We start from the raw sequence: 26,047 nt of genomic DNA on the forward strand, positions 1-26,047 counted from the left end.
TACTTTAACATTAAAATCACAAAAGCAAAAGAAAATTTCCTAACAGTCTACATACTAAAAACATTCAGACAAATAGCTAAAGGTGATATTCCGGTACATCATCGCTATCCCAAGATAAGCTTTTTTCACTTTTAGACTCTAGCTCAGTCAGTCAAGATCCTGGTCCACCGCTTGAAGACGATGAGCTACTTCTTGACCGACTACTACTCTCCACCGATATACTGTTTAGCACTGTTTCAGATTGATCCATAGTTCGCATAGATATATGTCTCATTCTGTTATTAGCGATAAAAATTTCTTCATCGCTATTGCCACTTGAAGATGATTGCCTTCTATCATTGAAATTAGTTAGTTCTAACACAAGAGCAGCATTACGACCCTTAACATATTTGTATGCTATGAATCCTACAATTCCAGCAATACTTATTATCGCTCCAACCAAAGACCCACCTATCATTCCTGCCCTATTAGACTCTATAGCAAGCTGAGTGGGCTGTGTTGAAAGAGTAGTTTGAGGAAGTAAAGTTGTAGTGAACAAAGGAGTTGTTACCTTTGTTCCAGTATTTGATATAGTGGACACTGTTTGTATAGTTGCCTCTGAGTTTGTTGTTGGCACATTAGTTGGCATTGTAGTAATCATAGTCGCTTGTGAGGTCGCAATAGTTTCAGCTACTGTTGTTGATTCTGATGCCGTACTTATTTTAGTTGTTAATTCTGTTAAAGGCCTACTCATCGTAGTACTGCTTGCTGTAAAAGTTGACTCAACAGTCGCTGCTGTAGATTTTACAGTACTTGTCTCAGTTTCTGAAGTTACTATCGGTGCACTAGTTGACGTTGTAGCAACTGTGGTCGCTTGTGGAGTAGTAGTTGTTTTTGCTACTGTTGTTGGCCCCACTGTTACTGTACTTGTTTGAATTGTTGACTCTGTTGAAGGCCTACTCGTTGTAGAAGTAGGTGCAGTGGTAGTTGATGCTTCTGTTGTTGACTCCACTGTTACTGTACTTGCCTGAGTTGTTGACTCTGTTGAAGATTTACTCATTGTGGAAGTTGGTACAATGATAGTTGATGCTTCTGTTGTTAATTTGGTAGTCTTTACAGTGTCGGTTTCTGTTGTGCTAGTAATTGCAGCAGTCATCGTTTTCTTAGAAGTCACAACCGTCTCTGTAACAGTTATAGGAGCCACAGTACTGCTGGAAATAATACTAGGCATCAATTGGCCGTTAATGATATTAACAAAATCACTGAGAGCTTTGATACTGCTTGTCGGTATTATCGTTGCTTCAGAAGATTTTCCAGAGCTCTCTCTATTAAAAGTTATGATACTTTCTCCACTTATCGCAGTGACGATAAAACCCCCCTGGCCATTGTCTTTAACATACAATTGTTCTATAGAATCCTCACATTCAAAAATAGAAAAGTTCGATTTTGATCTACTATTAACAAGACTTGCTAAATGTAACTTTTGCATGTTAGAAGATTGATCATTTTCAAGAAAAGCAATCTGATCATCGCCTTCAGTTCGTTTTACGTACTGTAGAAAATTTATTTCACCTGGATTAAAGGCAATAGATGAAGTTATATTTATTTGACCATTTTTATTGCTGAGCAAAAAGTCATTAGCTCCCTTTCTATCTTTCAGATTCTGAACTAATTTAGCCATATCGAATTTAAAGATATTTGTTCTTACTTCTTGATTTTCAGGAACGTTTGGTCTCACTTGCGAATAAAGCATCGTATTTTCATCCAATACTAATTGTCCTAGATTATCAAATTTGAGTAATTTTCTTTCTATGGTGTGTTTTGCTCCAGGTAAAGCCCTAAATTTTCCATTTGTGTCTGATTGTAAATACCAAGAAACTAAAGCTTGATCCTTTAAGTTATGAGCGATTACAATGACATTACCATTACCAACTTTTACTGCTTTTGGTAAAAAGTAACTATTGTCTTCATTTGCAAGATTCTTTATATCAATGTTCTTATATAATTTTACTTTTCCTACGTATTCAACTAAGGGAACATTAGTTGAATGTTGAATTTTATAAGTGTTAAACATTAAACTTTTTATGTATTTTTTTCCTTCTTCGTTAGTTTCTTCTGTAGGAAAGATAACTCCAACTTTATCTATTTCAGCTGAATCTTCTATTAGTGTGGGAGATAATTGGCCCTTGAATTCATTTGCTACGTTGATACCTGTATCACACTCGTATGTTTTTGATTGATATGATGGGCTAATAAGTAATTTTACTCTACTGCTTCCATTGCCGTTATCTTGATAGCTGAGTCCATAAGTAACTCCATTTCCTTCAATCAACCCTACGTTTACTGGGTTAAAACCTATCGCTTCTTTAACTTTCAGTGTAGTTGTATTAACTCTAAACAATCTACTTAATATAGACATAATTATATTTAAAATTTTAATAAAACGCTATTATGATTATTTCTATATGTAACGTCAATAAAATTTTAACTAAAATTAAGAAATTAATTTTTAAGTACTCTAAGATAATACGCTAATAAACCCAGATTTCCCATAGACAATATGTTTCCTTTGAAACCATATAATAAATTTAGCAGCTTGTTGACAACAGAAATTCCTTTACAAATCCCCCAAATACCCTTACCATGACATCAAGGGTATTTATGATTCAAAACTTGTTTTTGATCTGCAGGCTCAATGACAAAATTCAGGGTATTTATTGGCGAATTACATAAAATTATAGCGGCTTTTTTATTTTTTCTACATTCAGCCAAAATCTGCTTAAAATAAGCGTTAGCACATTATTACGGCGCCAATTTACATTATAAAACTCACTACTAGGGGATTCTTTTGCCTTTTTTCCATCTAGTTAATTTCTTAATGTTTATAATCCCGCTACGTGTTAGTGATATAACTATACAAGAAGTAGTAGAAAGCTAGCTTGCATTAGCTTTATTTGTTATAATTACATTCGGTTTTATAAAGTGAGGAGTAAATATGCCAGAAGTTACTGGGCAAGATTCTAATAAGGAAAGTAGAATAGAAAACGAGCTACAACAGGATTATGAATATGAATTGATTAAAAGTTTATTCATGTTTCCTGATAGGCGTCATTTGGTAGATATTGCTGAAGCTACAAAAGGCTCGTTTGATAATTTAATGTGTGCGTGGCTTGTTACAACTGAGTTGACAGACAGTCAAGAAGAGTTAGATGAGGAATTGCTATCTATTTTTAGTGCAATGAGATCTTTGAGTGCAGGAGATAGTTACCGACAACTTCAAAAGTTTTTATTAAATAATAAAGATAATCAAGATCTAAAAACTGTTCTTAATTGTGAAAGGGGAGAGTCTAGTTTGACGATATTGCACATAATATCAAGTATGGCTTGGGCAAAAAAACAATATGATTGTGCCGTAAGTTTGCTTTTAGAAGCAGGAGCTGACCCTAATATCAAGAATGATAAAGGAAGGACACCATTACACTATGCTACTGGACCTTATAGTATAGCTGCTCTCTTAGAAAAGGGAGCTGACCTTAATGCAGAAGATAATGAAAAAAAAACGCCTTTGCATCATGTTGCTAGTGTTGGTTGTTCTGAAGGCGTAGTTTTACTCTTAGAGAAAGGAGCTATTTCTGATCAAGGTGATAAACAAGGAAAAACTCCTCTGCAAGTTGCACGTGATAATCATCATGAACATATTGAAAAGTACTTTGTGACTTATAAGCGAGATAAGTTGAGTGATAAGTTACGCTCTATAATGGAAACAAAAGATTGGTTCGAAGATGGTTCAGGTTACGTTTTAACTAAGAGACAGGGGGGCTTGAGAAGAAAGTTGTTGGATATAGTAAACAACTCAGAAGGTGATTCAGTTGTTGAAGATCTACAAGAATTCTTAGATGATTTTGGGAATGATCAAGATCTAAGAATGGTTTTGAATCTTCGAAGTAATGAAGGAGAGTTACAGGTGCATCAACATGCTAAAAATCTTGATTCTTTTGCTCGTTCAGGTACTGATGAAAGAGCAAAAAACCAACTTAAGTTTGAAGTAAAAAGATTACTTTTGAAAGCAGATGCAATCAATTTACAATGGTCAAGTTATGATGAGAAGGAGTATTGTTCTAGGGATTTATGGAGTAATTTACCGCCGAATCGACAGATAAAGCTAAAAGAATTTTTAGATAAAGTTTCTAAAGCTCAAAATATGGATGAACTGGAAGGAGTTGTAAACGAAGCTATTCTCTCAGGAGGAAGATTTAACAGACGATTTTCTCAAGATAAGAAGCGTAACTTTACAGATTGTGTTATGGAAAGGATTGGTGAGTTAGGAAAGAATCCTGAAGTTGCAAGCAGGATAGTATGCAAGTTGGTATCAATAGGGGCAGTGTTATATAATAAGGATAATATGAAAGTAATTGATACACTAGAATCTGAATTTAAAGAGCACAAAGGGAATATGATAGAAGCTTATTACGAGTATATATATAGCACTCTAGATTTTATGGAAGTTATAAAAGGAGCAGTTATTAATGGTGTGGTAAGAAATGCAAAAATGGATAACACCACTTTGTATTCAGAATATTCTGAGGATAGCACAATAAATGTTGCAAGGCTCACAGAAAAAGCTAGTGAGTTAAGGCGAGCTCAGGGAAACATAGACTATGAAAGAGATATAATAAAGATTGGTAAAAGTGAGGTAGCAATTATAACAAAGAATGGTATAAGGAATTACACCAATCTTGCGGACGATAGTGATATAGTGTTGACTTTCCCTACCACTAAGGGAGAGTTAGACGTTAGGTTATATCCTGATAAGCAAAATAAAAACTGGATAAAGGTAGAAGTAAGAGATCAAGAGAGGTTGAAAGAATTAAAAGATTGTGGAGAAGAAATAGGAAAAAATTGCTTATTTGGTGGTTACTCAGTTTACAATGCTATTGAACGTGGGTACTTTGAAAGGCCTGCAGGAATTTTCCAGGGAGAAAGATTACAAAGTGGTGAAAAAGTTTCTCATGTAGATCAATTACAAAGTAAAAAAAATAATAAGGTACGTCAAATTGGATTATACTAAGCTTGGTTTACAGTAGGTCTTAGATTATGCAAGAAGTCTAATTGCAATTGTTAACTCTTCAAGTATAATTTGTTGAGATTTACATGAACCTTATTAGATGAAAGAGAAAGAAGAGCAGTTTAGTTTTACACCAGACAATCTTAGCAAAGCAAAAAAGTCTATAGAGATGTATCCTAAAGGTAGAGAAGGAAGCGCTGTTATGCCTTTACTGTATCTAGTACAAGAACAATGCGGATGGGTTCCTGAATCTGCCATGCGCTACGTTGCTGACATGCTTCATATTCCACATATTCGCGTGTATGAAGTGGCAAATTTTTATACCATGTATAATTTAAAGCCAGTAGGTAAATATCTAATACAAGTTTGTAGAACAACTCCTTGCTGGTTATGCAATAGCGAGGAAGTTTTAAGTACCTTTAAAAAGAAGCTTGGAATCAATATCGGTGAAACCACTAAAGATAATCTATTTACTTTAAAGGAAGTTGAATGTCTTGGTGCATGTGTTAATGCCCCTGTTGTACAGATCAATAACGATTTTTATGAAAACCTCACTCCTGAAAAAGTGGAAAATATCATAGCAGAACTTTCAAGTAAATAGATGGAAAAGTTCTCGTTTAGGATAACCAAGCAATCAGGTTCTGCAAGAGTTGGAACGATCAAAACTCCAAATGGAAGTATAGAAACACCAGCATTTATATTTTGTGCAACCAAAGCTGCTATTAAAGCTGCAGATATCGAGAGAATCAGAGAAGCAGGTACTCAGATAATACTTTCCAACACCTATCACCTAATGCTCCAACCGGGAGAGGCTACTGTGGCAAAGCTTGGTGGCTTGCACAAGATGATGGGATGGAGTGGGCCAATGCTCACTGATTCTGGTGGATACCAGATATTTAGTTTAGGACACGGATCAGTTTCAGAAGAGATAAAGGGAGTAAGACAGAAACAAAAAACTCTGATCAAAATTAACGAGGATGGGGCAATTTTTCGTTCTTACATAAATGGTAAAACTTATTGTCTAACTCCTGAAAAGTCGATACAAATTCAACAAAAATTAGGTGCAGATTTAATCTTAGTTTTAGATGAATGTACTCCATTTCACGTCAGCAAGGAGTACACAAGGAAATCGATGCTCATGAGCCATAGATGGGCTGAACGTTCTTTAAATGAATTTGAAAAAAATAATAATGGCAAACAGGTGCTTTATGGAATTAGTCAAGGCGGAGTGTATCAAGATTTGCGTAGAGAAAGTTGTGATTTTATCAACGATTTGCCATTTTTTGGTCAAGCAATAGGTGGATCACTTGGTCAAAGTAAAGAGCAGATGTATGATGTAGTTTCCTTTACTATGGAACATTTAAAAAAAGATAGGCCTACTCATTTGCTTGGTATTGGTGGAATTGTAGACATTTTTCGTGGAGTAGAGCTTGGAGTTGATACATTTGATTGCGTGCATCCAACTCGCCTCGCAAGACATGGTGGCGCGCTTGTTAAAGTAAAAAATAGAGATTCTATTTCTTCAAAGTGCAAAGAGCATATTAATTTGCGAAATCAACGATTCGAACTAGATGATAACCCAATTGAAAATGACTGTTTGTGTTTTACCTGCAGAAAACATTCAAGAGCTTATATACACCATCTACTGAAAGCTAAAGAGTTGCTGGCTTATACACTCGTTACCATTCACAATGTTTTCTTCATGAATAAGTTGATGGAATCAATAAGACAAGCAATATTGAATGATAGGCTAGATCAGGAAAAAAATAATTGGATTAGTGAAATACCGCTGCATTGTGAATTATATACCTAGTTCATATTTTGCACATGTGCGTTGCATTTTTTAATCTTCTTTAAAAACTTGACAGTACATTATATATACGGATATACTAGAAATATAATTTTTGTGAGGCATTTATGGTTAAAAATAAAGAAAAACATCAAATAGCGTTTTGCGTTTCAGCCTTTACACTCTTAGCTGGTTTATCATTAATCGCAACTGGAATTGCAGTGGGTACTGTACCTGCTATAGCTTCTTGTTTAGTGATAGGAGGAATTTTAACTGCCTTGTCTATTGTGCAATCAGTAGAAAGCTATTTATTTTTACAAAACAGCGAAAAAACTTTCAATAAAATGATTAGTGGTATATGCGATGAACCAGAGAGCAAACTTTTTATAGAAAGGATTTTGCAACCATTCATTGAACTTTTTAGTGAGCATAAGCAACATAATTAAAGTACACTAAGCATAGAAACCACTTTATCGTAACTTGGCAGTGACTTGATTTCTCCAATCGCAGCTAAAGTAATTCTTTCATGCTGAGATAGCAATTCTTCTGCTGCTTTTTTTATATCGTAAATAGTAACAGCACTAATTTTTTCTATTAATTCATTTTTACTGATGTATTTATTATAGTTACCGTAGTAGTGTCCTAACGTTTCAGCACGCGAGCTAACACTTTCGCGTGACATTAAAATTTGGGATTTTACTCGCTCTTTTACTCTATTTACTTCTTCTTCCTTCAGATCGTCTGTGGACAATTTCTTCAACTCTGTCGTTATGGCTTTCAAAAGCTTATCTAGATTACTGCTATCTGTACCAGCAAAAATCGAAAGCATTCCTGTATCAGCATAACTAGAGTTAAATGAGTAAATGGAGTAAGCAAGCCCCTGCTTTTCTCTTACTTCCTGGAATAGGCGTGATGACATTCCGCTTCCCAGTATGGCATCAAGAACTTTGAATGTGTGATATCTATTATCATCACGAGAAACACTAGGTAGACCAATTAATAAATGTACTTGATCTAATTTACGATGTTCTAAATACTCACCACCGGTATAACTTGCATTCTCGCTTTTTTTCAGCTCTCTTGAATGAATCTTTGAGAGAAAGTCTTTGATTAATTGAACAACTTCCTCATGTTCAACATTTCCTGCAACAGCAAATATAATGTTCTCGCCAAAGTAATGCTCATTTATGTAGTTATCTAGATTAGCTCGAGTAAAAGATTTGACAGTATCTTGCGTACCCAAGATTGACCTACCAAATGGTTGATCTTTATAAGCTGCTTCAAAATACTTATCAAAAATGATATCGCTCGGTGAATCATTAGTTTGAAAAATCTCTTGTATTACAACACCCTTTTCGCGTTCCAATTCATCCTCTGGAAATGTAGAATTCATTAATATATCTATTAATATATAAATGCCAGTTTTTATATCTTTTTTAAGAACCTTTGCGTAATAACTGGTGCTTTCTCTACCGGTGCAGGCATTGAAGGCTCCACCTATGTCGTCAAAAGCTTTTGCAATTTCAAAAGCAGTTCTTGTCTTTGTTCCTTTGAAAGCCATGTGCTCTAGGAAATGAGATATTCCATTTTGACTTGCACTTTCAGCTCTACTGCCAACACCAACTCGTATATTTAAAGCTACGGAATCAACTTCATACACTCGCTCAGTTATTATGCGCAGACCATTATCTAGTTTTGTTACTTGTGGTATATTCATCTTATATATTCTTCTTTAAATTCTCTTCTACAAAATCCCAATTGATCAAATGATCAAGAAAAACTTTTATGTAGTCAATTCTGCGATTTTGGCAATCCAAATAGTATGCATGCTCCCATACATCCATAGTAAGTAGTGGCACCTGGCCATAAATTAGCGGTAGATCCGCATTTGGAGTTTTAGTGATTTTGAGTTTTCCTTTTTCAAGCACTAACCACACCCATCCACTGCCAAATTGGCTTACTCCATAATTTGAAAATTCTTCACAAAATTTGTCAAAGCCACCAATATCATCTTGAATTTTTTTTGCTAGAAGACCATCATCTTTAGGCTCACCACCACCATTTTTTTTCATTGAATTCCAATAAAAAGTGTGATTCCAAACTTGTGCTGCATTGTTAAAAATAGGAACTGTATTATTATTTCCATGAACTTTCGTTACTAATTCCTCAATTTCCATATGTTGATAATCTGTGTTTTCAACCAGTTCGTTGAGTTTATTTAAATATCCCTTATGGTGCTTGTCATAATGAAAATCCAATGTCTTTGCAGATATATAAGGTTCTAAAGCTGCTTTATCATATGGCAACTCAGGTAAAGTAAAACTCATGCTGACCTCTTTATTTTCGATGGTATGGTAATATGTGCTTTTGCGCAACAGATAATTTAGTTAGGTAGTGATTGCATTTATTCTAAAACAAGCTATATTGGTAAGATAATTATGTTTTTATTTTTAGAGGGGTAATATGTCAAGTTTATTTAAGAATTTTAATAGATATGCTAAATATGGAATTGTTCCTACCAAAAGCGTCCGAGGTAACGAAGTTCCACAAAATAGTTTCTATAAATCCGTTCATTATATTAATAGTGTTATTGGGCCAGTGAAGGATGCAGTTTCTGGTGTTAAATCTAGTCAAGTTTGTTTAGGTGGTAGGAAAAATGGAAGTTTAGGTATAATTTGTACTGCTGTTTGGGCATTAACTCATGTAGTTCTACAAACTTTATATCTGGCATTGGCATATTTATCATATTGGCCAGCGAAAGGGTTAACAAAAATAACAGATAGATTTGGTGATCTTAAAGATAATACAGAATCATTGATAGATTATTCATCCATGTTGTCAAAAAAGGCGTGGGACCATAGTAATGCATTAGCTACATTTGTTAACACAGTTTTGAGTTATGCTGTTAGTGCTGTCATTTGGGCTGCTGCGCTCGTTGTTACGCCACTCGTTTGGACTATTGATAAAGTAGCAAGTAAGTTTAAAGTGATGCAAACGCTGAAGGTGTTGGTAGTCCTTCTTTGTCAAAATAGATAGCCTACCAAGTGCATGTGAAACCATTGTATCTGTGTGGCAAAATAAAGTAGACGAGATAAAGACACCTATAGAAGCAAGAGGATGTCATGCAAGTAGCTGACACTGGCATCCCGATAGAATGTTGGGGAGTGTTAAATAAACCATACGCGTCAAGTTAAGGAAATAAAGGTATGAAAGAGATAGAATAATAAGGTATAAGTTCTCCCAGATATACTTTTAGTGAGAGAACCAATGAATAAAATAACTAGCTTATCAAAAAAGCTCAAAGAATTTTTTAATGAAAAAGCAGAGAAAATCTCAATTACAACAAGGTTTATAAAAAGAAAGAGAAAGCTAAAAGGTTCATCATTCGTAAAAGCCATGGTCTTGGGTAATATAGGAGTTGATAATTGTAGCGTAGAAACAATGTGTCAATTACTAAACGAGGACTCGATAGATATAACAAAACAAGGTTTGGATTTTAGATTTACTGAAGAAGCAGTGGAATTTATGAAAAGGATGTATAATGAATCTGTGATTCTCTTTAAAAATATCTTGCAAGTTGATTGCAAAATCTTACAGCAATTTAATAGTGTTAAATTATTGGACAGTAGCTATATTACTCTACCTAACAGTATGGAAGAGATGTATAAAGGTTATGGTACTAGCTACAGTGGCTATGAAAGCAATACTAAGTATGGAATAAAGTTACAATTAGTTTTCGACTACATGAATCAGATAATAGACCAACTTAATTTAACGGAGGGGGTAAGATCAGACCCACTGCCATTAAGTTAAGGGAAAGAGAAGTTAAGATTGGACAAAAAATTTGAAGTGATTGATAATTATGGTAAATACTAGGGTGAATTTTTAAGAAAAGGGAGTCTGAAAAGTGCAAGTTATTTAAAAAAGTAATAATTGCAGGTTATTTTGCAAAGAATGTACTAATGCAATGATACTGAAAAGATATCTTGAATTTAAAACACATGTTTTCTAGCTCTTTTCTGGTAGTTGAGTGAACGAATATCAGATATCTTATGACGATCAACTCTTCTCCCTTTTCTCACCACTAAAGTGTTCATCAAAAATAACTGTGATAGTCGATCCATAATGCAGTCTATGTCTGACTCTGTAGAAAAAATATCAAAGGCTAAGTTTTTAATCGCATTAAATGAGACAGATTTATTGATGCTTTTTTTTAGTTTACTATTCTGTGAGCTCAATGTCTCTTCATCATCTTCTATCATGATACTTTCTAGATTACTGATGAAGATAGTTGACCAAAAATCCTGCTTGATAGTTTCAATACTTTTTCCTGTGAAATTCTCTAAATTTAATCTTCCCTTCAGCCTAGAAAAAAATGTTTCTACTCCCCAGCGCAAGTAATATAATCTCTCAAACTCTTCAACTGTAAAACGTTTCTCATCTAACAGAGATGTTACTAACACTTCAACTTCGCCAGAAGAAAGTATTATTTTGACTAACCTGAATTTCATCTCATCAGGTAATCCTAGCTTTCGTAGCTGTCTTGCTACTTTAATAGGTGCGGTAGACACTACCACCGTACTAGATGGGCTTTCCGGCTTAAACATAGCGTTTATTTCATTGAAAGACGAACTTGAACAGCGAATTATATAATTGATTTTCCTTCCTGTAAGCTCAGCAAGAAATCGATAAGATACGTATCCTCTATCACAGATTAACAAATCGTCTGATTTTATGGATTCAAGCATACCGATTGCTAAATCAACCTCATAGCTGTCACCTCTACTTAGCACAGATTTTATTGCAATATTATTTAGCATATCGTAGCAAACTTCAAAGGTTGCACTTGTATAGTCTTCAAATCTCTGGATTCCATTCCATACTGCTCTTGAGCTAAACTCACCTATTATTTTGTCGCTCTTTGGCAGAATCAGTATTGAAGCATCAAATGCAAGTACTCTGAAGCCATGGTGGGTTTTAAATTCCTGATCTTGGTAGTATAGGGAAACTATATCATCATTTAACTCTGAAAACGCAGTATGTTTTAGCTTCTTTCTTGCTTGAGTAAATGCACTTGCCGTAATTGTATAATCTTTTCTTGTATGCAGAACAAACTCATTAAGCATCACTTGTAATGACTTTACACTCTTTCTAAAAATCAGGAGAAATACATTAACGAAGGGCAGCTTTCTTTTTCGTGAGAAGTCTTTTGAGGATGCTCTGTGTGCGTTTATAAAGTTTAAACTCATCAATTTATTTTTTATAAACATGATTATTCTTTTTTTTACTCATGTCATTACTTCTTTTAATTTGTGAATCTTACCTGATTTTATAATACAGTTCATCACTTTTCCTTAACTTAATGGCAGTGATAGAAGCCTATCCCTTTTTCTTTGTTGAAATTACTTATCTTGCTGGTGCTGTTACCAATCTAACTGCTTTCGCAACTTCGTTCAATATTGTTGATGGATCTTTATTACTAACAAGTGTTAGATTACCCTCATTACTCATTATAGGATTACCATCACTATTTTTTTCACAAGCATTAAGTACACTTTGCTTTACTTCCTCAATTTGACTTGCCTTATTACTGTTTTTATATGCATACACAGGTGCAGTTATTAAAGCTGCTAATGCAGCAAGAACTACCAAACTAGCAACAAGTGGATGAGCAACTGCAAATGCAGACATTGCAGTAATAGCAGGACTAACAAGTGTTGCAGCCTTTGTTCCAACTGTACCAACAAAAGTTGCATAAGCTGGACTTAAGAAATAAGCAGCCGTAAGCGAAGCTACTGCTGCAATTGCTGCAAAAGTAGCAGCTGTTTTATACGGATGTTCTTTTACAAAATCACGACCCTTACCATAAACGTCTTGAGCTTTACTTTTGATTTTTTCTACTATCGGCATAACTATACTCCTAAAATATTAAAATTTCACTAAGGGGATAGTATGTGGCAAAAAAGAGTTACCTGTCAAGTAAATTAATTTATTTATACATTCTTATTCTGTAATTCAGCGCTTCTGCAATGTGTGCTTTCTTTACCTCTTCACTTTTCGCAAGATCTGCAATGGTTCTTGCGACTCTTAATACACGTGTATAGCCTCGATTGGAAATGTAATTTTCTTTCAGTACGTATTTTAGCAATTCTAACCCTTCCTGATCTGGTTCAGTGAATTTATTTAATGCTTCACCACTGACTTCTGCATTGCAACGAATATTAAATTTACTATAACGCTCAGTTTGAATTTTTCTCGCTGCTATCACCCTTCCTCTTATAACCTCGGTACTTTCTCCCTCCACAGAGATTTCAGGAGAAAGTATGCTAACGTTTGGCATTTCAATGCATATGTCTATTCTATCAAGCAAAGGTCCTGATATTTTATTTCTATAATCTGTGCCGCATTTTGGAGCTTTGTTGCACGATCTACTTGCATCACCTAAGTAACCGCACCTGCAGGGATTCATTGCAGCTATAAGTTGAAAATTAGCTGGATAAGTAATGTGAGCATTTGCACGTGCAATAGTAACTTTTCTATCTTCAAGTGGTTGACGTAGAGAATCAAGCACAAGCCTTGGAAATTCAGGTAGCTCATCAAGAAATAACACACCATTGTGAGCCATGGTGATTTCCCCAGGCTTTGCATTTTTCCCTCCTCCTATCATCGCTGACATCGAGCATGAGTGATGAGGTTCACGAAAGGGACGAGTTACTTTAAATGTTTCGTTACCGGCTTTTGTTATGCTAGAGATAATATTAACATCAATCATCTCTTGTTCAGTCAAATCGGGTAATAGCCCTATAAATCGCTTAGCAAGCATTGATTTTCCAGTACCAGGAGGTCCAACAAGAAGCATATTGTGTCCACCTGCTGCTGCAATTTCAGCTGCTCTTTTTGCAACAACTTGACCTTTAATATCCTTTATATCTGGAACTGAATTTTTTTCTTTGGGTGCAGCGCTATAGTTAAAAGTTACCGGCTGAATTAACTGCTCACCCTTAAAATGTCTGATAATATCGGTTAATTTCTCTATAGCCAGAATAGAAACATTCTTTACCCATAAAGTACTCCATTTCCCCTTGGGCAAATTACTCCTTTATTTACCTGTTTTGCACTGATTGCTGTTGGAAGTACTCCTGAGATTGGTATGACTCTGCTGTCTAGTGCAAGCTCGCCCATAATTATATAAGACTGAACTTTTTCAACTGGTATCACATTCATTACAACAAGTAATCCAACAGCAATAGCTAAGTCATAATGACTACCTTCTTTAAGCAAATCCGCAGGGGAAAGATTAACCGTAATCCTTTTTGGAGGTAACAGAAGATTGATTGAATTTAACGCTGCTCTGATGCGCTCTCTGGATTCTGCAACAGTTTTATCCGGCAGTCCAACAATATTGACTACTAGTACAACATTGCATAATTCTATTATGGCTATTTTGATCAAAATGTGCAAGATTTTTTATGCGAAATACTATATACAAGTGATTGTGATTGATTTCAATTTGATGAATCAACATTCTAATAATATTTTGTTTAGTCTGCCAATCCACTTGATCAAGCTTTGACTCAACGCTTGAGGAAAAGTTTTTCAAGCTATCTGTAACAAGGCTCAATTCTTGTTGTAGTTTTTTTTGATCAATCGTTCTTTCTTTCTCTTCTTCAATTTCTTTCAAATGCTGTTTCATTGTTGTGATTCTTGGTTCAAATTCTTCTTGGCTTATAAACCCTTTGGCATAGCTATCAATAAATTTTTTGATACTTAATCTTAGCTTACTTTCTTGCTTTTCACGTGTTTGATTATGTAAAGGTTTTTTGTTCTCTGATAATCTACGTTGATATTCATTTGCAATCCTATCTGGCTTTTTCAAGATACTCTTGACTTCTTCCCATATCACTCCATCTAATACATCAGTGCGTATTGATTTATTATCGCAGATTTTATTGCCATTGAATTTGCTAGAGTTTGTACCAGAGCAACGATAGTAATAATATGTCGACTTTTTATGAACGTGGTTTGTACCACAATAAGTATATTGACAACGTTGACATACCATTAAACCTTGCAATAAATATGTTTCTCTTCTTTGTCGTACTCTTGCTCTTTGTCTATTTTCAGCTAATTGTGTTTGCACTGAATCAAATAAATTTTCATTGATTATTTTTGGTACTGGAATATAAGTCCAGTTCTCTTTATCACTGTTAAAGCGACCACTTTTAAGTTTACCACAAGTTCCTTTTTTTGACTTTTTTACTTGTGGTTTTGAGCATGTCCTAGTTTTACCATAAGCTGCTTGTCCTATATAAGCAGGATTTTTTAACATGTTCCAAATAGTGCTCCTTTTCCAATACCTTTTTCCTGTTCGTGTTATTACCGGTATCTTATTCAGTTCATGTACAACTTCTCCTATACTTGCTCTTTCTTGGCCAACCCAACTAAATATTTTACGCACTATATTTGCCTCTTCTTCATCAACCTCAAATTTAGCACTTCCTTCACCTACGTGTTTTGCTATGTAGCGATAACCGTAAGGCGCCCTACCCATCACACTTATACACCCAGCTTTGGCCGCATGAAGTTTACCTCTACGGTTTCGTTCCATAATCTTTGCACGTTCATACTCTGCTATTGCTCCCTGAATCTGTAGAAATAAATGGGAATCAGGATTATCATCAAACTTATGATTCAAAAATACTATTTCAGATCCAGCCTTTTTAAACTCTTCGAGTAAGATCATTTGATATGAAAATTTCCGTGATAGCCGATCAGGTGAATGAATGTATATCTTATCAATCTTACCTTCTGCTACTCTATCACGTAAACTCTCTAAGCCAGGACGTTCTAAGTTTGATCCACTGTAGCCATTATCGATGAACCTATGCTCATCTAATAACTCATGTTCATCGCTACTAATGCGACGCTCCAATTCTACAATCTGACTCTCTATCGTATTCTCTTGTGCTTGTTGTCTTGATGAAACTCTTGCATACAAGCTTACCGTTGTCATTTTCTTTCACCTCCTTAGTTCTATATTTCAATAATTGTTCATAAGCATCTGCCAAATATGTACCCGCTAACCTATGAGGTTCATAACGGCAATAAATAGTTAAATCCCCTTTTTGCATGTTTTTCTTCCTGTGAATTTTCTAATAGGTTGGGAGAATTCTTATCAACAGCTAAAAGAAAACTTTTACCATTTTAGACTAAACCAATGGATACCTTATTCAAGGTAGCTGTCTAGTTCACACAAATTCTCCCTAATAAATATACAAGATTTGAAAAAATTATGTCCAAAAAATCTTTGCTTAAATTATCATATTATATATGATATAGCTTATTTAAAGTATCATGAATGTTTATCCAAGTAATGAATTCTGGGAGAGTGATTTAGAAGTTCCTGTTAACCTCTTACTAGAACGTTTTCAGGATTCTAATGTACGTCAATCTTGGTTAGATTCCCTTTCTGGTAAACAACTTAGCATCATTTTTCAGCATTGCTTTAAAAATCATTTAAATGGGCAACTTTTTCAGGACGGAAATTATGACGATAGATCCACTCAACAAAAACGTAAGATACTTACCAGTTACTCTGACTCTCTTTTTGACTATTATCTCATTAGCTACTTTGATCGTACAAAACTTGAGGCTACAGTTAGTGAAGTAGCAAGATTTGCTCTGACTGAGAAGTTAATGAGATCGTACCTGGTAAAAAACAATACCAAGTATGATAAAAGATCCTTATTGTTTTTACTATTTCACATAAATTGTGAACTTCTAAAATCTGTCTATCACTTTGATAAAGTACAAAAGAAAGGTTTCGTATCATTTGCTTTACAGAAATCACCAAGACAAATACATACTTCATTTAAGGAATTTATGTCACGAGAAGCCGTAGAGCAGATACTTAAGGATGATGACCAGTTGCAGGGTTTTTTCCATCATCAAGATCGAATATATATGTTTGTACGTCGAGGAAGTGACATGGATTTACTGCTTAATTCAAACAAAGTTGTTCATGGTCATAAACCTGAGTGGATGATTTTAGACTTTTCTCTTGATGGCACTCAGGTTAATCTCTGTGCTAAAAATACTAACAAGGCTGTGGAAATAGCAAATAGCATTGTAAGTGGGTATTTTGACTGCGAATGTACTTTTGTAAGTATACAAGATAAGAACTTTCCATTACAAGTGCACAAATTTCTTCAAGCATGTATAGATGGTTCTGACTCTGACATTTGTATATTTGAGTTAAATTTTAAGTCAGATTATTTTAAAAATAGTAATACATATCTTACTTTGAGTGTAAAGCCATATGATCCTATTGCACCAGAGTTACATATTTTAAAGCCAGCTATTGGCAACATACTACAATCTATTCAATCAGCTAAAGTAATGTTCCAAAACAAAAAGGTAACATTTTCTTTCAAAATAAGTGGGGAAGTTTATTATTCAGAGCATCCACTCAATAAAAAAGAAAGAGAGGACCTGAAGAAACATATGGAACAATCTTATGGTCTTAAAATTCTTTCACGAGCAAATTGCTGATCTTTTAAGTTCAAATAGTTCTTGGGTAAATCCAAGCCAAAATCATATTAAAGCAGCAAGATACTTATTTGATCTTGGATGGATAAAAATTCAAGAAAGGTATTATATTGTTTGTTCTCGTGAGGAAGATCGTCTTGATTGGCCAAATGTAGTTGATCCAAGTTGTAGTAATGAGATTTTTATTGATTCAGACTTTGATGAAGCATGTGATGACGCTATTTGTGAAAACTGTTCTCGTCATATTTTACCTAACACTTATCAAAAACAGAGATTTCATCTCTTATCCATATACTTAAATACAGAAAAGGTCATAGACTGGTTTGAAACAAAGTTGAATGATTCAAGACTTATGTGGGAAAAAGTGGAACAAGGAGTTTATTATATTTGTAATCAAGGTCGTATTGTAAATCTAATAATCCTTGATTTTTGTACTGATGCGATATTTTTAACTATAGATAAACTTAGAGTCCACCCTACAGTTCTCATCACTCTAAAAAAAGATATACCAAATCTATTACTGAATCTATATGTAGTGCCAATGGTGAAACTGTTTTGTCAGCTTAAGACTGTAACTGAGATCATACGCGTCAAGTTAAGGAAATAAAGGTATGAAAGAGATAGAATAATAAGGTATAAGTTCTCCCAGATATACTTTTAGTGAGAGAACCAATGAATAAAATAACTAGCTTATCAAAAAAGCTCAAAGAATTTTTTAATGAAAAAGCAGAGAAAATCTCAATTACAACAAGGTTTATAAAAAGAAAGAGAAAGCTAAAAGGTTCATCATTCGTAAAAGCCATGGTCTTGGGTAATATAGGAGTTGATAATTGTAGCGTAGAAACAATGTGTCAATTACTAAACGAGGACTCGATAGATATAACAAAACAAGGTTTGGATTTTAGATTTACTGAAGAAGCAGTGGAATTTATGAAAAGGATGTATAATGAATCTGTGATTCTCTTTAAAAATATCTTGCAAGTTGATTGCAAAATCTTACAGCAATTTAATAGTGTTAAATTATTGGACAGTAGCTATATTACTCTACCTAACAGTATGGAAGAGATGTATAAAGGTTATGGTACTAGCTACAGTGGCTATGAAAGCAATACTAAGTATGGAATAAAGTTACAATTAGTTTTCGACTACATGAATCAGATAATAGACCAACTTAATTTAACGGAGGGGGTAAGATCAGACCCACTGCCATTAAGTTAAGGAAAAGTGATGAACTGTATTATAAAATCAGGTAAGATTCACAAATTAAAAGAAGTAATGACATGAGTAAAAAAAAGAATAATCATGTTTATAAAAAATAAATTGATGAGTTTAAACTTTATAAACGCACACAGAGCATCCTCAAAAGACTTCTCACGAAAAAGAAAGCTGCCCTTCGTTAATGTATTTCTCCTGATTTTTAGAAAGAGTGTAAAGTCATTACAAGTGATGCTTAATGAGTTTGTTCTGCATACAAGAAAAGATTATACAATTACGGCAAGTGCATTTACTCAAGCAAGAAAGAAGCTAAAACATACTGCGTTTTCAGAGTTAAATGATGATATAGTTTCCCTATACTACCAAGATCAGGAATTTAAAACCCACCATGGCTTCAGAGTACTTGCATTTGATGCTTCAATACTGATTCTGCCAAAGAGCGACAAAATAATAGGTGAGTTTAGCTCAAGAGCAGTATGGAATGGAATCCAGAGATTTGAAGACTATACAAGTGCAACCTTTGAAGTTTGTTACGATGTGCTAAATAATATTGCAATAAAATCTGTGCTAAGTAGAGGTGACAGCTATGAGGTTGATTTAGCAATCGGTATGCTTGAATCCATAAAATCAGACGATTTGTTAATCTGTGATAGAGGATACGTATCTTATCGATTTCTTGCTGAGCTTACAGGAAGGAAAATCAATTATATAATTCGCTGTTCAAGTTCGTCTTTCAATGAAATAAACGCTATGTTTAAGCCGGAAAGCCCATCTAGTACGGTGGTAGTGTCTACCGCACCTATTAAAGTAGCAAGACAGCTACGAAAGCTAGGATTACCTGATGAGATGAAATTCAGGTTAGTCAAAATAATACTTTCTTCTGGCGAAGTTGAAGTGTTAGTAACATCTCTGTTAGATGAGAAACGTTTTACAGTTGAAGAGTTTGAGAGATTATATTACTTGCGCTGGGGAGTAGAAACATTTTTTTCTAGGCTGAAGGGAAGATTAAATTTAGAGAATTTCACAGGAAAAAGTATTGAAACTATCAAGCAGGATTTTTGGTCAACTATCTTCATCAGTAATCTAGAAAGTATCATGATAGAAGATGATGAAGAGACATTGAGCTCACAGAATAGTAAACTAAAAAAAAGCATCAATAAATCTGTCTCATTTAATGCGATTAAAAACTTAGCCTTTGATATTTTTTCTACAGAGTCAGACATAGACTGCATTATGGATCGACTATCACAGTTATTTTTGATGAACACTTTAGTGGTGAGAAAAGGGAGAAGAGTTGATCGTCATAAGATATCTGATATTCGTTCACTCAACTACCAGAAAAGAGCTAGAAAACATGTGTTTTAAATTCAAGATATCTTTTCAGTATCATTGCATTAGTACATTCTTTGCAAAATAACCTGCAATTATTACTTTTTTAAATAACTTGCACTTTTCAGACTCCCTTTTCTTAAAAATTCACCCTAGTATTTACCATAATTATCAATCACTTCAAATTTTTTGTCCAATCTTAACTTCTCTTTCCCTTAACTTAATGGCAGTGAGGCTTCTATCCCTTTTTCACAATTTTTTTTTGCATCTTAAGCAGTGTTATTTGAAAGTCTATAATTATTACATCTACTGATTAATAATGTTAAGAATAAGTAAATCTTGTTTACTGTTTGCGTATGTCAAAATGAAAAATGTTTGCATATTGTTAAAAAAGCAGTAACTTGTTATCAAGTGAATTCACTAATATTTGAGTAAAATTTAAATGTCAATCGACCTTAGTTTACCAGAATTACCCATATTGCACCCAAGGATTACCGTTGTGGGAGTGGGTGGTGCTGGTGGAAATGCTGTGAACAACATGATTCAATCCAATTTACAAGGAGTAAATTTTGTTGTAGCAAATACCGATGCTCAAGCGTTAGAGAAGTCATTATGTGATAAAAAAATTCAACTTGGTATTAACTTAACTAAGGGCCTTGGTGCTGGTGCTTTACCTGATGTTGGTAAAGGTGCAGCAGAAGAATCAATTGATGAAATTATGGAGCATATAAAAGATAGCCATATGCTCTTTATCACAGCAGGGATGGGTGGTGGTACTGGAACAGGTGCTGCACCGGTAATTGCAAAAGCAGCCAGAGAAGCAAGAGCGGTAGTTAAAGATAAAGGAGCAAAAGAAAAAAAGATACTGACTGTTGGAGTTGTAACTAAGCCGTTCGGTTTTGAAGGTGTGCGACGTATGCGCATTGCAGAGCTTGGACTTGAAGAGTTGCAAAAATACGTAGATACACTTATTGTCATTCCCAATCAAAATTTATTTAGAATTGCTAACGAGAAAACTACATTTGCTGACGCATTTCAACTCGCCGATAATGTTCTGCATATTGGCATAAGAGGAGTAACTGATTTGATGATCATGCCAGGACTGATTAATCTTGATTTTGCTGATATAGAAACAGTAATGAGTGAGATGGGTAAAGCAATGATTGGTACTGGAGAGGCAGAAGGAGAAGATAGGGCAATTAGTGCTGCAGAAGCTGCGATATCTAATCCATTGCTTGATAATGTATCAATGAAAGGTGCGCAAGGAATATTGATTAATATTACTGGTGGTGGAGATATGACTCTATTTGAAGTTGATTCTGCAGCAAATAGAGTGCGTGAAGAAGTGGATGAAAATGCAAATATAATATTTGGTGCCACTTTTGATCAGGCGATGGAGGGAAGAGTTAGAGTTTCTGTTCTTGCAACTGGCATTGATAGCTGTAACAACAATTCATCTGTTAATCAAAACAAGATCCCAGCAGAGGAAAAAAATTTTAAATGGCCTTATAATCAAATTCCAATATCAGAAACAAAAGAATATGCTTCAACTGAGCAAACAAATGAAAGAGTTAAGTGGGGTAGCAATGTTTATGATATACCAGCTTATTTAAGAAGAAAAAAATAATGCAATTTTGGCTACTCAAGTCAGAGCCAAGTGAATACTCGTGGCAAAAAATGGGAAAGGAGCAGGTGACGCAGTGGAATGGTGTATGCAATTATCAAGCTCAAAATTACATGAGAGCTATGAAATTAGGCGATCTTGCATTTTTTTATCATACAGGTAAAGAGAGAGTTATACTTGGAATAGTTGAAGTATTAAAGGAGTATTATCATGTTTATAATTCCAAATTTGGACTAGTGAATGTAAAACTTTTGAAACCTTTAAGTAACCAAGTGACGTTAAACAGTATAAAACAAAACCCACTTTTGAAAAATATGGTTATATTAAAACAATCACGTTTATCAGTTTCTCCGGTTTTAGAGACTGAGTGGAATGAAATAATAAGGATGAGTGATGTATAATACCTGTTGCCAAACAATATTACCTCAGCACACAACATACAGCTGTATGAGTGTTTGTTTTGAAGTAGCCGATTTTTCATCAAACACAAAGCAGTGCTTGACACTGGAATCCAGCTGTAATGCAACCACATTAAAAATGTTGTGTTTTAATATAGCTTTTATATTCACTCACCTAATGTCTAATCAGAATTCCTGGATCCCAGTGTCGGGGCACTGGGATGACATACTTCTAGTGTACAATATTCGTATAGTTGTGTGTATGATACGATGGTCTATAATTCTTCTTTTTTGGGTTCCAATGTCAAGTGATGGGATAATGTCCTTTCTGGTGCTTTATTCATGTTAGAAGTAAATATTCTTGATAAGAGGTGGCATAGTATTACGAAGGACCCACAGAGTTTTGTATTAAATATTATTAATGCTTCTCTAAAAGAATTAAAAATAGATCATTATAAACCAAATATATCAATAGCTCTCGCTGATGATAACTTGCTACATCAACTTAATCTTAAGTTTAGAGAAATAGATAAGCCAACTAATGTACTATCATTTCCATGCGAACAGTTATCTAGTGAATGTGATCTAGGAGACATAGCAATTGCAGTAGATACAATAGAAAGAGAGTCTCATGAGTACTGTATATCTATCCTCACTCACACTGCACACATGTTAGTTCATGGATTGCTGCATTTACTTGGCTATGATCATCAAAAAGAAGATGAAGAAATTATAATGAAAAGTTTAGAGAGCAAGATTTTAGCTTTGCTTGAATTTGAAAAGGAAAAGTATGGTAGATAATACCAAAATATGTTATTTACAAAAAAGGGGTTTTAGCTGTAAAAGGTAAGCAATATGGTTCAGTTTTCTTTACCAAAAAATTCTAAAGTTAATAAAAAGGGCAAGATTTATCCTACTCCTACTGGAGCAAAAAATATTAGAAGATTTCAAATTTATCGTTGGTCTGCTGATGATGATAAAAATCCAAGAATAGACACATTTTTTATCGATATGGATAATTGTGGCCCTATGGTACTTGATGTATTAATAAAAATAAAGGATGAAATAGATTCAACCTTAACTTTTAGACGCTCTTGCAGAGAAGGAATATGCGGATCTTGTGCAATGAATATTGATGGTACCAACACTCTTGCATGCACTAAATCTATACATGATATAAAAGGTGAAGTAAAAATATATCCACTACCTCATATGTATATAGTAAAGGATCTAGTTCCAGATCTAAGCCAATTTTATGAGCAATACAAATCGATTAAACCTTGGTTACAAACAGATAAATCTGCCTTACAAAATAAAGAATACTTTCAATCTCCTGAAGATAGAAAAAAATTGGATGGTCTGTCTGATTGTATACTATGTGCTTGCTGTTCGACTGGTTGCCCAAGCTATTGGTGGAATGGTGATAAATTTTTAGGGCCAGCGATATTACTGCAAGCTTATAGATGGATTGCTGACAGTCGTGATAATAAGAAAGAAGAAAGACTTGCTTCTTTAAATGACCCATTTAAGTTGTATCGTTGTCATACAATAATGAATTGTACAAAAACCTGCCCGAAAGGTCTTAACCCAGCAAAAGCGATAGCGAAAGTAAAACAGCTTATGGTAGAGAGAGAAGGAATTTGAGTGTTATTTCTGGCACTCTTCGTAAGAAAATAGTAGACCCTCTGAAGCATAGGGTATTGTTAATACTCTAAACGTTCTTCCGTTCATGAAATGTATTGTTTCACCATATGATTCCAGTAATCTTTTAAACAACTCATGTCTTTGATTATTAATAGTTTGAAAATCCTCTTTTCCTAAAAGCTTTTTAGATTCAAATAGGTGAAGCATAATCTCGTGATAAGTTGGATAAGACTCCAAAAATTTTGGATCAAACTGAAAAGTTTTTATAAAAGCATTATTATAAAATTTTAGCTTTTGATTCTTACTATATATCGCTACAGCAATCGATAGCTTCTCAAGCAAACTTTCTTGTGCAGCTAAACAATTGCTTAGCTCAGTATGTAATTTTTTTTCATCACTAATATCTTTTCCATACATTACTATGCTATTAGAATTTTGCACTGGAACTTCAACAAAATTAAAAACCTTAGGTTCGTTCTTGTAAGTTATTACACACTCTCCTGGTTTTACGTTATAGGAGCCACTCGCAACAGTAAATTTTTTAGAGCTGCCTATATATTTATCATAAAATAAGTTATAAAACCTTACTTTTTTATTCTTATTGTGCTTCAGTATTGGAAATGGTAAAGAGTCAAAAATTTTTTTATAGTTCTCCAATTCTCGCATAAGCTTACTATTTTCTAACTCAAGTTCATTAGCTTTTATCTTATAATCGGAGATATTTCTTATCCACAACAACACACCAATCACATTATTAGAATAATCTATTATGCTTTTACCATAACATGTGCAATAAACCTCACTGTCTTTTGACTTTAAATCTAGAGTAAAAGATTTATTTATTTCCTTTGCCTCAGCAAAACTTTTAATTAAGCTTTCTGATTGCTCAAAAAAATTTACAAACTCATTAAATGAATAAAAAACAGTATTAAGCAAAATTAGTAAATTGGGAGAAAATTTTTCTATACGTTTTTTTGCGTCCCAAATATAAAATCCATCATTTACAGTATCTATTAAATTATTTATGATAACATTTTGATGTTGTAAGTCCTTAATTTTATTACTAATTTTTAATTTAGAATATGAGAAAAAGAAGAATACTAGAATTAGTAGTAAAACTATTTCATACAAAAAAAACATAGTATTCTAAAACAAATATAAAAATTTATAACCTCTCAGCAAAGAGATTGTACTGAAGAGGTATATAAGTGAAGATTGCCCAATACCCTAAAGCCTAATCTCTTATAAAGGTTTACAGAAGGTTTCATGCAATGTGCTACTATGTATTTGCATTCAAATTGCCTAGCTATCTTTATTCTTTCTAGAACCATTTGAGTTCCTATTCCACGACCCCTGTAAATTGGTAAAACTCCATCGCTATAAAAACCAGCTATGCTGTCTTGAATATAAAGACCGCATGTTCCAACAATTTCGTTATTTAGCATTACAAGAAAAAATCTTAACCTTGAGCTCTTATCATCATAATTCGATAATTGGCGAAAAAATGTGCTAACAATACTAATTCTGTGATAAAAAATTTTAGAAGTGTGTAAATCTAATTGCTCTAAGAGCTCACTACTATTTACAACATTGAACTTCAAATTTGGAACAGCATCATCAGGCAAAAAATAATCTTTTATATTGAGTAAAACTTTTTTTGGTGTGCTAACGTGTTTTATTTCGCATTTTTCTAAAATACCCCCTATTTTTATACGTGGACTTATTATCCATGTTGCTTCTATATTTCGTGCTTTGAGATAATCTAGAGTTCTGCATATGGAAAGCTCAGTACATTGATCTTCACAAAACACAAAATTAAATAACGATTCTCTGGTACCATTTACTGTAAATATAACATTATCAAATTCGTCATGTATTTCCCACTTGGACAAATTCGTTGCATAAAGTATATAATCCTTTAGGTTCTGAATAATTAAGCTTGAATAACAAATTTTTTTATTCTGCATAAACCAACAATAAACAATAAAAGGCTCCTATAAAAACAAAGGCTAAAATTGCAGCTACAACATCATCTAGCATAATACCTAAAGGACCTTTTGTATTTTTATCAATCAAATTTATAGGCCACACTTTTATTATATCAAAAAACCTAAAGGAGAAAAAGCACACCAACAATACAGAGCTATTCATTTCTTGTTCTAATAATATTGAAACTAGAAGTACTGTCAGCAATTGACCAACTACTTCATCAATTACTACCTCTTTTGGATCATGCGGAGCTTTGTAATGTTGTATATAATTGCCTGTAGACCATAATCCAACTAAGAATAAAAAAAAAATAATTGCTGTACCTAAAATTCTGTCATTGAGTAATATAGGAACAATTGGGTAAGCAGCCAAGCTGCCTATAGTACCTGGCATGTGTTTTACCGTGCCAGATAGCCACCATGTTGATATTAATTTATATAAAAATTTCACAATATACCGAAATATAA

Annotated in this window: 21 protein-coding genes and 3 pseudogenes; 14 read left to right on the plus strand and 10 right to left on the minus strand. The window is 33.9% G+C overall.

What is annotated here, in order from left to right; translation table 11 throughout:
* Positions 1 to 151: 151 nt before the first annotated feature.
* Positions 152 to 2,398, minus strand: coding sequence for a hypothetical protein (locus ABWU45_RS00920; RefSeq protein WP_353278669.1), 2,247 nt, complete (start codon positions 2,396 to 2,398; stop codon positions 152 to 154).
* Positions 2,399 to 2,974: 576 nt separating this feature from the next.
* On the opposite strand from ABWU45_RS00920, the gene ABWU45_RS00925 reads away from it, so the two are divergent.
* From ABWU45_RS00925 to ABWU45_RS00940, 4 genes are all read left to right on the plus strand, one after another.
* Entirely contained in the window at positions 2,975 to 5,047 is a 2,073-nt protein-coding gene (locus ABWU45_RS00925) for an ankyrin repeat domain-containing protein (protein WP_341810955.1), read from the plus strand.
* A gap of 97 nt (positions 5,048 to 5,144) precedes the next feature.
* Entirely contained in the window at positions 5,145 to 5,645 is a 501-nt protein-coding gene (nuoE, locus tag ABWU45_RS00930; RefSeq protein WP_010402402.1) for an NADH-quinone oxidoreductase subunit NuoE, read from the plus strand.
* Complete coding sequence (gene tgt, locus ABWU45_RS00935; protein WP_353278671.1) at positions 5,646 to 6,857, plus strand: tRNA guanosine(34) transglycosylase Tgt; 1,212 nt, start codon at positions 5,646 to 5,648, stop codon at positions 6,855 to 6,857.
* Between the two features lie 104 nt (positions 6,858 to 6,961).
* Positions 6,962 to 7,279 (plus strand): hypothetical protein, encoded by a 318-nt coding sequence (locus ABWU45_RS00940; RefSeq protein WP_010402415.1) that lies wholly within the window; start codon positions 6,962 to 6,964, stop codon positions 7,277 to 7,279.
* Here ABWU45_RS00940 and ABWU45_RS00945 read toward each other — a convergent pair.
* Together ABWU45_RS00945 and ABWU45_RS00950 are read right to left on the minus strand one after the other, a co-directional pair.
* Entirely contained in the window at positions 7,276 to 8,550 is a 1,275-nt protein-coding gene (locus tag ABWU45_RS00945) for a M16 family metallopeptidase (protein WP_353278673.1), read from the minus strand. The two genes, ABWU45_RS00940 and ABWU45_RS00945, sit on opposite strands and share 4 nt — an antisense overlap.
* 1 nt (position 8,551) lies before the next feature.
* On the minus strand, positions 8,552 to 9,160 hold the full coding sequence (locus ABWU45_RS00950; protein WP_353278674.1) for a superoxide dismutase: 609 nt from the start codon (positions 9,158 to 9,160) through the stop codon (positions 8,552 to 8,554).
* A gap of 136 nt (positions 9,161 to 9,296) precedes the next feature.
* Here ABWU45_RS00950 and ABWU45_RS00955 point away from each other — a divergent pair, with 136 nt between their 5' ends.
* Complete coding sequence (locus ABWU45_RS00955; RefSeq protein WP_353278675.1) at positions 9,297 to 9,869, plus strand: hypothetical protein; 573 nt, start codon at positions 9,297 to 9,299, stop codon at positions 9,867 to 9,869.
* Between the two features lie 219 nt (positions 9,870 to 10,088).
* Positions 10,089 to 10,628, plus strand: a pseudogene (locus tag ABWU45_RS00960) (IS4 family transposase); the annotation flags it as partial.
* A 197-nt stretch (positions 10,629 to 10,825) separates the two neighbouring features.
* On the opposite strand, the gene ABWU45_RS00965 reads toward ABWU45_RS00960, so the two are convergent.
* The 4 genes and pseudogenes from ABWU45_RS00965 to ABWU45_RS00980 form a co-directional block, all read right to left on the minus strand.
* Positions 10,826 to 12,103 (minus strand): IS4 family transposase, encoded by a 1,278-nt coding sequence (locus ABWU45_RS00965; RefSeq protein ID WP_353277926.1) that lies wholly within the window; start codon positions 12,101 to 12,103, stop codon positions 10,826 to 10,828.
* Positions 12,104 to 12,239: 136 nt separating this feature from the next.
* A complete protein-coding gene (locus ABWU45_RS00970) occupies positions 12,240 to 12,743 on the minus strand; it encodes a hypothetical protein (RefSeq protein ID WP_353278056.1) in 504 nt (167 codons plus the stop codon).
* Positions 12,744 to 12,822: 79 nt separating this feature from the next.
* A pseudogene (locus tag ABWU45_RS00975) lies at positions 12,823 to 14,297 on the minus strand (YifB family Mg chelatase-like AAA ATPase).
* Positions 14,215 to 15,846, minus strand: a complete 1,632-nt coding sequence (locus tag ABWU45_RS00980) for a recombinase family protein (RefSeq protein ID WP_353278055.1) — start codon at positions 15,844 to 15,846, stop codon at positions 14,215 to 14,217. Before ABWU45_RS00980 ends, ABWU45_RS00975 begins: the two are co-directional and overlap by 83 nt.
* A gap of 341 nt (positions 15,847 to 16,187) precedes the next feature.
* Between ABWU45_RS00980 and ABWU45_RS00985 the strand changes: the two genes are divergently transcribed.
* The 8 genes and pseudogenes from ABWU45_RS00985 to ABWU45_RS01025 all read left to right on the plus strand — a co-directional run bounded on the left by ABWU45_RS00985 (position 16,188) and on the right by ABWU45_RS01025 (position 23,591).
* Positions 16,188 to 17,384, plus strand: a complete 1,197-nt coding sequence (locus ABWU45_RS00985) for a hypothetical protein (RefSeq protein WP_353277991.1) — start codon at positions 16,188 to 16,190, stop codon at positions 17,382 to 17,384.
* A complete protein-coding gene (locus ABWU45_RS00990; protein WP_353277993.1) occupies positions 17,350 to 17,988 on the plus strand; it encodes a hypothetical protein in 639 nt (212 codons plus the stop codon). The genes ABWU45_RS00985 and ABWU45_RS00990 overlap by 35 nt, the downstream gene beginning before the upstream one ends.
* A gap of 53 nt (positions 17,989 to 18,041) precedes the next feature.
* Positions 18,042 to 18,581 (plus strand): annotated as a pseudogene (locus ABWU45_RS00995) (IS4 family transposase); the annotation flags it as partial.
* Between the two features lie 102 nt (positions 18,582 to 18,683).
* Entirely contained in the window at positions 18,684 to 19,961 is a 1,278-nt protein-coding gene (locus ABWU45_RS01000) for an IS4 family transposase (protein WP_353277994.1), read from the plus strand.
* 406 nt (positions 19,962 to 20,367) lie between these two features.
* Complete coding sequence (gene ftsZ, locus ABWU45_RS01005; protein ID WP_353278666.1) at positions 20,368 to 21,552, plus strand: cell division protein FtsZ; 1,185 nt, start codon at positions 20,368 to 20,370, stop codon at positions 21,550 to 21,552.
* Complete coding sequence (locus ABWU45_RS01010; RefSeq protein WP_264330442.1) at positions 21,552 to 21,950, plus strand: EVE domain-containing protein; 399 nt, start codon at positions 21,552 to 21,554, stop codon at positions 21,948 to 21,950. Before ftsZ ends, ABWU45_RS01010 begins: the two co-directional genes overlap by 1 nt.
* A 339-nt stretch (positions 21,951 to 22,289) precedes the next feature.
* Entirely contained in the window at positions 22,290 to 22,748 is a 459-nt protein-coding gene (gene ybeY, locus ABWU45_RS01020) for an rRNA maturation RNase YbeY (protein WP_015587883.1), read from the plus strand.
* A gap of 54 nt (positions 22,749 to 22,802) precedes the next feature.
* Positions 22,803 to 23,591, plus strand: a complete 789-nt coding sequence (locus ABWU45_RS01025) for a succinate dehydrogenase iron-sulfur subunit (RefSeq protein WP_007302009.1) — start codon at positions 22,803 to 22,805, stop codon at positions 23,589 to 23,591.
* A gap of 3 nt (positions 23,592 to 23,594) precedes the next feature.
* On the opposite strand, the gene ABWU45_RS01030 is transcribed toward ABWU45_RS01025, so the two are convergent.
* Genes ABWU45_RS01030 through ABWU45_RS01040 form a run of 3 tightly spaced genes read right to left on the minus strand, consistent with a single transcriptional unit; the run spans position 23,595 to position 26,030 of the window.
* Positions 23,595 to 24,731 carry a hypothetical protein gene (locus tag ABWU45_RS01030; RefSeq protein WP_265042071.1) on the minus strand — a complete coding sequence of 379 codons (1,137 nt, stop codon included), beginning with the start codon at positions 24,729 to 24,731 and terminating at the stop codon, positions 23,595 to 23,597.
* Between the two features lie 35 nt (positions 24,732 to 24,766).
* Complete coding sequence (locus ABWU45_RS01035; protein ID WP_064085647.1) at positions 24,767 to 25,558, minus strand: GNAT family N-acetyltransferase; 792 nt, start codon at positions 25,556 to 25,558, stop codon at positions 24,767 to 24,769.
* A complete protein-coding gene (locus ABWU45_RS01040) occupies positions 25,548 to 26,030 on the minus strand; it encodes a phosphatidylglycerophosphatase A (protein ID WP_029237689.1) in 483 nt (160 codons plus the stop codon). The genes ABWU45_RS01035 and ABWU45_RS01040 overlap by 11 nt, the downstream gene beginning before the upstream one ends.
* Between the last annotated feature and the right edge of the window lie 17 nt (positions 26,031 to 26,047).

Source organism: Wolbachia endosymbiont (group B) of Longitarsus flavicornis, from assembly GCF_964028135.1.
Lineage (GTDB): Bacteria > Pseudomonadota > Alphaproteobacteria > Rickettsiales > Anaplasmataceae > Wolbachia.

Bases quoted from the DNA above. Each gene is read 5' to 3' on its own strand.
- ABWU45_RS00920 (WP_353278669.1), bottom strand. From the start codon at position 2,398: ATGTCTATATTAAGTAGATTGTTTAGAGTTAATACAACTACACTGAAA.
- ABWU45_RS00925 (WP_341810955.1), top strand. From the start codon at position 2,975: ATGCCAGAAGTTACTGGGCAAGATTCTAATAAGGAAAGTAGAATAGAA.
- nuoE (WP_010402402.1), top strand. From the start codon at position 5,145: ATGAAAGAGAAAGAAGAGCAGTTTAGTTTTACACCAGACAATCTTAGC.
- tgt (WP_353278671.1), top strand. From the start codon at position 5,646: ATGGAAAAGTTCTCGTTTAGGATAACCAAGCAATCAGGTTCTGCAAGA.
- ABWU45_RS00940 (WP_010402415.1), top strand. From the start codon at position 6,962: ATGGTTAAAAATAAAGAAAAACATCAAATAGCGTTTTGCGTTTCAGCC.
- ABWU45_RS00945 (WP_353278673.1), bottom strand. From the start codon at position 8,550: ATGAATATACCACAAGTAACAAAACTAGATAATGGTCTGCGCATAATA.
- ABWU45_RS00950 (WP_353278674.1), bottom strand. From the start codon at position 9,160: ATGAGTTTTACTTTACCTGAGTTGCCATATGATAAAGCAGCTTTAGAA.
- ABWU45_RS00955 (WP_353278675.1), top strand. From the start codon at position 9,297: ATGTCAAGTTTATTTAAGAATTTTAATAGATATGCTAAATATGGAATT.
- ABWU45_RS00965 (WP_353277926.1), bottom strand. From the start codon at position 12,103: ATGTTTATAAAAAATAAATTGATGAGTTTAAACTTTATAAACGCACAC.
- ABWU45_RS00970 (WP_353278056.1), bottom strand. From the start codon at position 12,743: ATGCCGATAGTAGAAAAAATCAAAAGTAAAGCTCAAGACGTTTATGGT.
- ABWU45_RS00980 (WP_353278055.1), bottom strand. From the start codon at position 15,846: ATGACAACGGTAAGCTTGTATGCAAGAGTTTCATCAAGACAACAAGCA.
- ABWU45_RS00985 (WP_353277991.1), top strand. From the start codon at position 16,188: ATGAATGTTTATCCAAGTAATGAATTCTGGGAGAGTGATTTAGAAGTT.
- ABWU45_RS00990 (WP_353277993.1), top strand. From the start codon at position 17,350: ATGGTCTTAAAATTCTTTCACGAGCAAATTGCTGATCTTTTAAGTTCA.
- ABWU45_RS01000 (WP_353277994.1), top strand. From the start codon at position 18,684: ATGTTTATAAAAAATAAATTGATGAGTTTAAACTTTATAAACGCACAC.
- ftsZ (WP_353278666.1), top strand. From the start codon at position 20,368: ATGTCAATCGACCTTAGTTTACCAGAATTACCCATATTGCACCCAAGG.
- ABWU45_RS01010 (WP_264330442.1), top strand. From the start codon at position 21,552: ATGCAATTTTGGCTACTCAAGTCAGAGCCAAGTGAATACTCGTGGCAA.
- ybeY (WP_015587883.1), top strand. From the start codon at position 22,290: ATGTTAGAAGTAAATATTCTTGATAAGAGGTGGCATAGTATTACGAAG.
- ABWU45_RS01025 (WP_007302009.1), top strand. From the start codon at position 22,803: ATGGTTCAGTTTTCTTTACCAAAAAATTCTAAAGTTAATAAAAAGGGC.
- ABWU45_RS01030 (WP_265042071.1), bottom strand. From the start codon at position 24,731: ATGTTTTTTTTGTATGAAATAGTTTTACTACTAATTCTAGTATTCTTC.
- ABWU45_RS01035 (WP_064085647.1), bottom strand. From the start codon at position 25,558: ATGCAGAATAAAAAAATTTGTTATTCAAGCTTAATTATTCAGAACCTA.